At 50.1% G+C, this 8,516-nt stretch carries 7 protein-coding genes; all 7 read right to left on the bottom strand.

Going from position 1 to position 8,516, the window contains the following annotated elements:
* Window positions 1-202: 202 nt before the first annotated feature.
* A complete protein-coding gene (locus AB1690_03545) occupies window positions 203-904 on the bottom strand; it encodes a hypothetical protein (protein MEW6014378.1) in 702 nt (233 codons plus the stop codon).
* Window positions 905-1,108: 204 nt separating this feature from the next.
* Window positions 1,109-1,834, bottom strand: coding sequence for a GIY-YIG nuclease family protein (locus AB1690_03540; protein MEW6014377.1), 726 nt, complete (start codon window positions 1,832-1,834; stop codon window positions 1,109-1,111).
* A gap of 26 nt (window positions 1,835-1,860) precedes the next feature.
* Window positions 1,861-2,766, bottom strand: coding sequence for a CBS domain-containing protein (locus AB1690_03535; protein MEW6014376.1), 906 nt, complete (start codon window positions 2,764-2,766; stop codon window positions 1,861-1,863).
* A gap of 3 nt (window positions 2,767-2,769) precedes the next feature.
* Window positions 2,770-3,423: a DUF502 domain-containing protein gene (locus AB1690_03530; GenBank protein MEW6014375.1), complete on the bottom strand. Its 654-nt coding sequence runs from the start codon at window positions 3,421-3,423 to the stop codon at window positions 2,770-2,772.
* A gap of 94 nt (window positions 3,424-3,517) precedes the next feature.
* Window positions 3,518-4,981: an NADH-quinone oxidoreductase subunit N gene (locus AB1690_03525; GenBank protein ID MEW6014374.1), complete on the bottom strand. Its 1,464-nt coding sequence runs from the start codon at window positions 4,979-4,981 to the stop codon at window positions 3,518-3,520.
* Window positions 4,982-4,992: 11 nt separating this feature from the next.
* Window positions 4,993-6,471, bottom strand: coding sequence for an NADH-quinone oxidoreductase subunit M (locus AB1690_03520; GenBank protein ID MEW6014373.1), 1,479 nt, complete (start codon window positions 6,469-6,471; stop codon window positions 4,993-4,995).
* Between the two features lie 36 nt (window positions 6,472-6,507).
* On the bottom strand, window positions 6,508-8,516 hold a 2,009-nt coding region (gene nuoL, locus AB1690_03515; protein ID MEW6014372.1), incomplete at its 5' end, for an NADH-quinone oxidoreductase subunit L.

Below are 8,516 nucleotides of genomic sequence, written 5' to 3'. Positions count from 1 at the left end.
GCGAAAGCGGGGAGCGGGTATCCAGTCGCGTAGGTCAAAATCCCCCCGAGCCATCTGTGTAGAGCGAGGCGCGAGTGGGGGTTTTGACACTCTCAGACTACAAGGGGCTGAAGTCACCGCCGTCATAAAATCAGAGAGAGGTGATCTCAGCCAAGGGCTGAACCGTACATAGTATTGCGGCGATTTAAACAATATAATTAATTCATTTGATTGCAGTGAATACAGGTAAAACCAAGCCTCTGGCACTTGCCAACGTGCGGAGACGGTTATCCAGGCTATAGAATTTCTCTGCAGAATCAACAGAACGGTAGGCCGCCCTTAATGCAAGGAATTCCTCAGAACTTATACTAGGAGCTAGGATTTCTAATGACCGTTCAACATAAATGCAAGCTTTATGAGTATACCAATCCATTAGACTTATTGACATAAGTCCTAATGTCATGACCGTGCCCCACGCTGTAAAGAAAATGATGACTCTCCTCTTGCGCGAAAGCATCCATAGCCCCAATGATTGCATAATCGACTTCCTTCTTTGACGTTGTACATTGCTCGCTATCTGATCGTCCGAATGAGAAAAGTCGGACCAGAATTTCCACTTTCTCAGGGCAACAAATAGCATTATCCAAGGATACATGAGCAGAAAGGTTATCAGGATTAAGTACGGCAGTAGCGTAAATCTCTCTGTCTCGGCGAAGCCGATTTCGCGGTGCAAATTGTTTACGTATCCTTCAAAAATAGAGGCAAGCATTGATAAGAAGGCGGTTGATAGAAACTCAAATATCGGAGATAGGAGAACATCCCATAATCCACTGCCGATTGCCCCTAGAAGCACAGTAATGGTTGAGTACTTAACTGCCTTCACATATTTACTTCTCTGGATTTCTGAGTTATCTTCTGGTCTCATATGACTCTCCAATTGCTCGGTATCTCATGGGCAAGCCCCCTTGCTCCCTACCTTAAAGCCAATCAAGTGATTTCGTACTGCGCTTACTGAAATTCTTTATTCTAGTGCATAGTCGGTCTTTCGACTTTGCGGGTTCGCGTGGGGCTAACAGACCCACTGCCTTTAATCGCCGGCGGGTCTGAAGACCCGCCGCGCACGAAAATCTCACTTCCTGAGGACATCCAACTTCACCCAATGTCCTTCTTTATTCTTGAATTTCCAGAAGTGCCAACCATCAATTGATTTCCCGGTCAGCCCTTTTGCTGCGGCTGAAGGTGAATTATAGGCTTTTCCATCTAAGAATATCCTGCCGCTACGTCTTACTTTAGCGGCATAAATCACACCTTTGTAATTTACTTGCAATGCTGTGGTCCTTTTTATTAATCCGAATAGAGTTGGTTTTCTGCTACCTTCTACCCCTTCTCGTCGATTGCTGATTCTTTTGGAATCTCTCAATTCTCTTACTTTCGGCTCAAAAATGTCTATAATGACTTCATCCTGGTCCGCTTTCACCAATCGTCGCAGTACCTGATTTAGATTCTGTGCGTGCTTTAACCGCCCTTTAGCAGTGTTCCCTTTTGGGTCGGCAATCCGCATCACCAGCGATTCAAGCTCTTTTATGTGGTCTGCTTTTCTCACAAGGTATAGACTGAACCTATCCCACTTGCTTGCGTGTTTATCCCGCAGATGTTGATTGATGCGGCTTTTCAAATTGGTGGCAAGACCTACATAATAAAGTCTATTGCCCTTGTAGAGCGCGTAAAGACCGTGCTGCCCACCTACCAATTTCTTCAGTGCCGTTTGAAAGTCAGAAAAGACCCGGCTGGAGATTCTCTCCAAATAGCCGGCTACCAATTTCCTGCTCTTTCGCGCCTTTTTTTTTGCCATCATATCCCCACAGATTTGTAATTTCCCCCCTACCCCCTTATTATCATATTCACGATATCCTTGCGCAGCAGGATGCCGGCCAGTTTTTTGTCTTTCACCACGAAAACGCGCCGCAGATTCTTGAAAATCATCAGCGCCGCCACCTCCACCAGACGGGTCTCCATACTGGCAATCTCATGGTCGGTCTTGTACAACTGCGAAACCTTGATTTTGTCTTCCTGCTTCAAGAGTTCCTCGAACGGCTCGACATCCATGGAGTAATTGAGATTGGAGATGAGTGTTTTGTAATCGGGAAGGGCCGCCTGAATCAGGTCTTTGTCGGTAATCTGCCCCAGGAGATTCCCCTCCTTATCGACCACCGCCAGAGCCGAGAGACGGTTTTTGAACATCAGGTTGGCGACCGTCTTAAGCGAGTCATCGGGAGTAACGGTGGCGACATCACGGCGCATGATATCTTTCACGGTAAGTTCTTTTTCCGCCTTGACGCCGGTCTGCCAGATGACATCGATTATGTCCGATTTGCTTTTCGCCTTGACCAGATTATCGAGACTTCCCTCCATCCGGGCAAAAGAGGCAAAGGCGGATAAGGTCTGAAGATACAATTTAGAAATATTGGAGGGAGTCAAAAGCAGCACCACCACCGAGAGGGGGATATTATCGGGGGTTTTCTCCTTGAGTCCCTTTTTGGAGACCCCCAGGAGAATATGCATATCGTCAACTTTATCGGTGCGGGCATGGGGGAAGGCGAATCCCCGTCCATAGGAGGTATTCTCAATTTCCTCCCGCTCGATTATCAGCTCCTTGATTCCGTTGATATCGATACTGGGGTTGTCGGCTTTGAGCAGTTCCAGAAGTTCGGCGATAGCCTCATCTTTGGTTGACGCTTTCAAATCCTCTATGATGAACTGCTCTTTGAGCATATTAGCGAGGCGCATAAATTATGTAACCTCCCCTATTCCGCCTAAGGCGGGCTTATTTACTTGTGATATCTCATGGGGCGCCACAATGCCGCCGGAGACAATCAGCTTGATACCGTCTTCAACCGGCATATCGAGACTGACTACCTCCTCCTCGGGCAGAAAAACAATGGCGCCGGTCATCGGAGTCGGCGTTGATGGGATATAGACACCGATGAGCCGTTTTTCCCCTTTGTCGGCAGTGATGAGTTTGGTCTGGGTGGTAGCGAAACCGATGACGAAGATTCCCTTGCGGGGATATTCTATCATCACCACCTCTTTGAAAGCCTTGATATTCGGGACCGCAAACGCTTCAATCAGCTGCTTGGCGGCAAGATAAAAGACCCGGATTATCGGGGTGCGGGCAAGAAGTTTATCCCAGTATTTCACCAGAGTGGAGCCAATGATATTGGTGGTGAAGATTCCGACCAGGAAGATGAGCAGCAAGGTAGCCAGAATTCCCAGCCCCGGGATATGAATGCCGAGCAGTTTGAGAAGAAGCGGCGACAGGATGCCATCCAGCGCCTCGAAAAGAAAGCGAAGCACCACATAAGTGAGGATAAGCGGGACAACCACCAGAACGCCGGCAAGGAATTGCCGCCGGAGAATGTCGCGAATGATTCTAAATATAGACATCTTGTGCGCCGACTCAGTTTAGCCGTCGGCTACTTCCCAATAATATATAGCGATTGCGATTTATTCTGTCAACAAGATTAGATGACGGTAACTCTTAGAAAGCAAAGACCTTGGCCGTCTCAAAAGCAAAATCGAGAATCGGCGAGGGGAAAATGCCGAAAAGAAAGAGCCCGACCACTCCCAGCAGAAGCACCAGGTTTGCCGGGAAAGACGGTTTTATCTGGAAAGTCGGCGTCTCCGATGAGAAATACATCATCTTCACCACCAGGACATAGTAGTAAAGCGATACGACCGCGGTCAGAAGAGCGAGAATCACCAGCCAGGTGTAACCGGCTTGAATGCCGGCGGCGAAAACCAGATATTTGGCGACAAATCCGCCGAGCGGCGGAATACCGGCAAGCGAGAGCAGAAATATAGTCAGGAATGCCGCAAAGACCGGCGAGGTCTTGGAGAGACCGGAGTAACTGATGATGCCATCGGAGCCGGTTTTATCGTGGAAGATAGTCGCGGCGGCGAAAGCCCCCATATTGGCAAAAAGATATATGAACATATAGAATCCGACCGAGGCGATACCCATCGTGTTTGCCGCCACCATTCCGACCATGACATATCCGATTTGCGCGATGGAGGAATAAGCCAGCATCCTCTTGATATTTCGCTGCCTGAGAGCGGTGATATTGCCGATAATCATTGCCGCCGACGCCAGCACGGCAAGGATTATGCCCCAGTCGAGGGGGCGCATGACATCGGTGGCAAACGAAATCAAGCCGTTGACAAAAATCCGGGCGAACGCCACCACACCGGCCGCTTTGGAGCCGACCGACAGGAACGCCGTAATCGGTGTCGGCGCTCCCTGATAGACATCGGGCGCCCACATATGAAACGGCACCAGCGCCAGTTTGAATCCGATGCCGGCCATTATCATCACAAAAGCGAGAATCAAGCCGGGGCCGATTTTGCCCCAGCGCAAGAAGGTCTTTGCCAGTTCGATTTTTATCCAGATGATATCGGTGGTGCCGGTCATCCCGTACAGCAGCGACAAGCCGTAAAGAAGTATCGCCGAGGAAAAAGCCCCGATAATCATATATTTCAATCCGGCTTCGACTGAAATCTTGTCGTCTTTGTAATATGCCGCCAGAACAAACAGCGGAATGGTGGTCAGTTCCAACCCTATATAGAGCGAGATTAGTTCACTGGCTGACGAAAGAAACATCATTCCAACCGTCGAAAACAGAATCAGCCCATAGTACTCGCCGCGGTGATGCTGAATTTTGTGGTGGGCGATATCAAACGATGACCCGACCGCCATGAAAGCGGAGCCGAGGAAAATAATCTTGAAGAAAACCGCCAGCTGGTCGGACTGGAACATGCTTCCGAAAGAGAGTCCGCCATGATATAGCGCCAGAAGGACTCCGGCCACAGCGATGCCGAACATGGTGAGATAGCCGATAGTGCGGGAGTGACGTCGCCGCGTGCCGAGGTCGTAGGCAATCACCACCAGCGCCCAGAGGAAGAGAAATATTTCCGGCAGCATTATTTTCAGGTTGAAATTTATCATCTTTAATATCCCTATCGCGCCATCAGGTTGACCAGGTTTTCGAGGGTGGCTCGCATCAGATTAGAAAGCGGCGAGGGATAGACGCCGAGGGCAATAGTCAAAACAGCCAGGGGGGCGACCGTTAGAATTTCGCGGGTGTTAATTTCGGTCAAGCCGCCCCACTTTGCCATATTGAATTCACCAAGAAACATTCTCTGCACCATCCGCAGCATATATCCGGCGGTCAGGACCACTCCCAGCACCGCCAGAGCGGTAATCAGTTTGAAACTTCCAAAGGCGCCGACAAAAACCATAAACTCGGAAACGAAGCCGGACATCCCCGGCAATCCCAGCGATGCCATGGAGAAGAGCACCATTATGCCGGTATAGACCGGAATCTTGACACCGAGCCCGCCGAAAGCGGCGATTTCGCGGGTATGCGCCCGGTCATATAAAACCCCCACCAAAAGGAAGAGGGCGCCGGTGATAAGCCCATGGCTGACCATCTGGAACATACAACCGGCGATTGCGGTCACCGAGGAGTATGCGCCCAGCGCCAGCATGCAGTACCCCATATGCGAAACGGAGGAATATGCTACCAGTTTTTTCAAATCTTTCTGCGCCATCGAGACCAGCGCGCCATATATAATCCCTATCAAACCGAGTAGCGCAATCGGAATTGAAAAATACCGCAGCGGCTCGGGGAACATCGGCCAGGAGACACGAAGCATCCCATAGGTTCCCATCTTCAGGAGAACGCCCGCAAGAATCACGGAGACTGCAGTCGGGGCTTCAACATGCGCATCCGGCAACCAGGTATGGAAGGGCCAGACCGGGACTTTGATGGCAAAAGCGACAAAGAAAAAGACAAAGCAGAGCATCTGAAGCGTCCGCGTCATCATCGGCGCCTGCTCTATCAACTGCGGAATACTGAGCGTATGCGGGTCGAAACTGAAATAGAGTATCAGTATCGCCACCAGCATAAAAATCGAACCGAAGAGGGTATAGAGGAAAAACTTTATGGCGGCATACTCTTTTCTCGGCCCGCCCCAGATTCCGATGAGGAAATACATCGGCACCAGCATAACTTCCCAGAAAATGTAGAAAAGGAAAAAGTCCAGGGCGCAGAAAACGCCCATCATGCCGGTTTCCAGAAGCAGGAAGAAGGCGAAATATTCTTTGACCCGATTCTGAATATTGAAAGAGGCGATAATCGACAGAAAAGAAAGAAGCCCGGTCAGGAATACCATCGGGACCGAAATTCCATCCACTCCGAGGAAGTACTGCACGTTGATGGCAGCAATCCACTCGAAGGGACCCTCGACAAAAGCAAAAGCGGAGGAAGCGGAACTGTTGATGAAGTAATCGTATGTGATGATGAAGGAGAGAATCATCGGAATAAACGAGAAAATGGCGGCAAGCCAGCGGACGGTCCAGATTTTCTCTTTGGGCGTAAACAGGATTGCCAGAAAACCGACCATCGGCAGGAATATCGTATAACTCAGCATCATATATTTACTCCATCCTTCTCAGCCGCGACATGCGGACTATCCTTCATATTTTGCGCCGGAATCGGCCCGTTCCGTTCTCAGCGACCTTACCAGCAAGCGAGAGAGCGCCATAATCAATAGCCCGGCGAGATAGTAATAGAAACCCTCGGGCGTTACTTTATATATGACTATGCCGATAGCGCCGGCGGCAACTATCAGCGTATAAAACTGCAGCGAGCCGTTCTGGAGGTACCGGAATAACCATGATAATCCCATCATCAGGTAGCCGGCGCCGTTGACCGCGCCATCGACCACATACTGGTCAAACAGTTGCTTGGCATCGGCCCATTTCACCGTTAACCAGCCGGAGAAATTGACCAGCCCGTCGATAACATTGGCGTCAAACCACCAGAGCAGATTGGTCAAACCCAGAATCGGCCTGATTATCACCGCATCATACAGCTCATCGAAATAGTATTTATTGTAAAGAAGGGTATAAATCGGCTTGAATTTTTCCGCAATGGCATCAGCGGAGAATTTTCTCTTATAGTAAATCAGGTACGCCAGCCCGATACCGGAAACCGCCACAATTGTGGAAACAATCATCAGGATATACTGCGGTCCGGCATGATGCACTTCCTCGTGAAACACAAAAGATGAAAATCCATGATGCAGCCAGGGGAGACCGACCCATCCGGCGAAAATTGAAAGAAAGGCGAGGAACATCAAAGGGTAGGTCATCGATTTGGGGGATTCATGGGCATGATGATACTTTTCTTCATTGCGCGGCGCGCCGGTGAAAGTCATGAAGCAGAGACGGAACATATAGAAGGCGGTCATGAAGGCGATTAAGAGGGTGAAAAACATGAAGACCGGATGTCCCTGCGTGGACGCGACAATCTCATCTTTTGACCAGAAGCCGGATAGGGGGAAAATGCCGGCGATAGAAAGTGAAGCGATAAAGAATGTTGTCGCCGTAATCTTCATCTTCTTGGAGAGCCCCCCCATTTCCTGAATATCGTTGGTATGAACCGCATGTATCACCGAGCCGGCGCCGAGGAAGAGCAGAGCCTTGAAGAAGGCGTGGGTCATCAAATGAAACGTTCCGGCGACATACCCGGCGGAATGATGCCCGTGGGCATAATCGACACCATATAATCCCAGCGCCATTATCATATAACCGAGCTGGCTGACGGTCGAGTACGCCAGCACCCGCTTGATATCATTTTGAGTCAGAGCAATGGTGGCGGCGATAAACGAGGTAATAAGGCCTATCGAGGCAATCACCAGTGATGCCGTCGCCGAGCCGGCGAAAAGCGACATCCCCCGCGCCACCATATAGACCCCGGCGGCAACCATGGTAGCGGCATGAATCAATGCCGAGACCGGAGTGGGTCCCTCCATGGCATCCGGCAACCAGACATGCAGCGGGAACTGCGCCGATTTGCCGACCGCGCCGCAGAAGAGAAATATCCCTGCCAGAGTTACGATGGTCGCGGAAACCTCGCCGGAGGCAACCTTCTCAAAAACCTGCTGGTAGTTGAGCGTCCCGACAAAGGCGGTCAGTATCAGGATACCGACAATGAATCCCAAATCGCCGATGCGGGTGGTGATAAACGCTTTCTTTCCGGCATCTGACGCCGATTTCTTTTCGAACCAGAAACCTATCAAAAGATAACTGGTCAGCCCGACCAGTTCCCAGAAGATAAATATCATGAAGAAGTTGTTTGCCAGCACCAGACCGAGCATGGAAAAGGTAAATAGCGACAGATAAGAATAATACCGGCTGTAACGGGGGTCGCCATGCATATAACCGAGCGAGTAAATCTGCACACAACTGCTGACAATGGTGACGACCAGAAGCATCACCGCCGTCAGCGGGTCAAGATAAATCCCCAGTTCCAGGCTGAAATTCGGCAGGGTGATAAACGGAATCGCCTTTTCATACAGCTGGCCGTGGCGCCCCAGCATTTCGACCATGACCAAGACCGAATGGATAAAGCCGAGAAGAATCATCCCTATCGACAGGTATGACGAGAGTTTCTCTTTCCACCGTGTGAAGAAAA

The organism is Candidatus Zixiibacteriota bacterium, from assembly GCA_040753495.1.
GTDB lineage: Bacteria > Zixibacteria > MSB-5A5 > GN15 > PGXB01 > DYGG01.
The sequence above is the reverse complement of the archived record's forward strand: the minus strand, read 5'-3'. Positions and strand labels throughout refer to the sequence as shown.

What these genes read in the sequence shown, in the direction of transcription:
- AB1690_03525 (MEW6014374.1), bottom strand. Translation starts at nt 4,981, where the DNA reads ATGATAAATTTCAACCTGAAAATAATGCTGCCGGAAATATTTCTCTTC.
- AB1690_03540 (MEW6014377.1), bottom strand. Translation starts at nt 1,834, where the DNA reads ATGATGGCAAAAAAAAAGGCGCGAAAGAGCAGGAAATTGGTAGCCGGC.
- AB1690_03545 (MEW6014378.1), bottom strand. Translation starts at nt 904, where the DNA reads ATGAGACCAGAAGATAACTCAGAAATCCAGAGAAGTAAATATGTGAAG.
- AB1690_03530 (MEW6014375.1), bottom strand. Translation starts at nt 3,423, where the DNA reads ATGTCTATATTTAGAATCATTCGCGACATTCTCCGGCGGCAATTCCTT.
- AB1690_03535 (MEW6014376.1), bottom strand. Translation starts at nt 2,766, where the DNA reads ATGCGCCTCGCTAATATGCTCAAAGAGCAGTTCATCATAGAGGATTTG.
- AB1690_03520 (MEW6014373.1), bottom strand. Translation starts at nt 6,471, where the DNA reads ATGATGCTGAGTTATACGATATTCCTGCCGATGGTCGGTTTTCTGGCA.